We start from the raw sequence: 1,379 nt of genomic DNA, 5'->3' as shown, positions 1-1,379 counted from the left end.
TGTCGCTAACACGTGATGTGTCCGGAGTTTGTAGCAAGTGATCTGTCCGGCCTTAGGCTCTGCCGAACGAAGGGGGCGGGGATGGGGCGGACAGGGGTGCTACAGGAGATCCGCATGCAGCGGTTCGAGGAGATCCACGATCGTGTCCGGCAGGGGCGGTTGAGCTTGGCGGAGGCGGCGGAGTGGCTCGGGGTGTCGGAGCGGACGTTCCGGCGCCAGCGGGCGCGCTATGAGGGGGAGGGTCTGGAGGGTCTTTTGGACCGGCGCCTGGGCAAGGTCAGCCCGCACCGGGTACCGGCGGACGAGGTGGAACGGGTGCTGGAGCTTTACCGGACGCGCTACACGGGCTGGACGGTGAAGCACTTCCACGAGCGGCTGGAGGCGACGCACGGGATCGCGCGCAGCTACGGCTGGACCAAGAGCGTGCTGCACGCCTCCGGCCTTGTGCGCCCGGCGGTGAAGCGCTCGGCGCATCGCAAGAAGCGGCCGCGTCGGCCGGTGCCGGGAATGATGCTGCATCAAGACGGCTCGCGGCATCTCTGGCTGCCGGGGCTGGGGCGCCTGGTCGACCTGATCGTGACGCTGGACGACGCGACCTCGCGGATCTACTCGGCTTTCCTGGTCGAGGAGGAGGGCACCGACAGCAGCTTCCAGGGACTTTTGGAGGTGTTCCGGGCCGAGGGCTTGCCGTGCGCGCTCTACACCGACCGGGGCAGCCACTACTTCCACACGCCCGAGGCTGGCGGCAAGGTGGACAAGAGCCAGCCGACCCAGGTCGGGCGGGCGCTGGCCCAACTCGGCGTGGAGCATATCGCGGCCTACTCGCCCGAGGCCCGCGGGCGCAGTGAGCGGATGTTCGGCACGTTGCAGGGGCGTCTGGTGCATGAGCTGGCCGATGCCGGCATCACGACGATGGAGGCGGCCAACCGCTTCCTGGCCGAGGATTACCTGCCGCGCCACAACGCCCGCTTCATGGTGGAGGCGAGCGAGCCGGGCAGCGCGTTCGTGCCGCTCCGGGGTGTGGAACTGGCCGACATTCTGTGCCGGCAGGACGAGCGCGTGGTCGGGCGCGATAACACGGTGCGCTGGGAGGGCCTTGTGCTGCAGATCCCGCCGAGTTCGTGGCGTGCTCACTTCGTCAAGGCCACGGTGCGCGTGCACTGCTATCCCGACGGCACCCTGGCCATCTTCTACGGCCCGCGCCGGATCGCGCGCTACGACGAGACCGGCATCTTGCAGGAGGATGCCATTCAGCAGGCTGCGTGATCCCGCTCCACGCGCCCGCTATTTGGACCGGGGGCATGCCCCCGGTCCAAATAGCGAACAGAGCGGCCAACTCACATGTTACGAAAACCGGCCAACTTGACTTGTTAGCGACA

At 67.9% G+C, this 1,379-nt stretch carries 1 protein-coding gene; it reads left to right on the top strand.

The features are described from left to right. The first annotated feature begins 114 nt into the window (after nucleotides 1-114). On the top strand, nucleotides 115-1,266 hold the full coding sequence (locus JUB11_RS32415) for an ISNCY family transposase (RefSeq protein ID WP_207462933.1): 1,152 nt from the start codon (nucleotides 115-117) through the stop codon (nucleotides 1,264-1,266). The last annotated feature ends 113 nt before the right edge of the window (nucleotides 1,267-1,379 follow it).

The organism is Azospirillum sp. SYSU D00513 (assembly GCF_017356015.1).
In the GTDB taxonomy this organism is placed as follows: domain Bacteria; phylum Pseudomonadota; class Alphaproteobacteria; order Azospirillales; family Azospirillaceae; genus Azospirillum.
The sequence above is the reverse complement of the archived record's forward strand: the minus strand, read 5'-3'. Positions and strand labels throughout refer to the sequence as shown.

Coding starts and splice junctions, on each gene's coding strand:
- JUB11_RS32415 (WP_207462933.1), top strand. CDS start 115: ATGCAGCGGTTCGAGGAGATCCACGATCGTGTCCGGCAGGGGCGGTTG.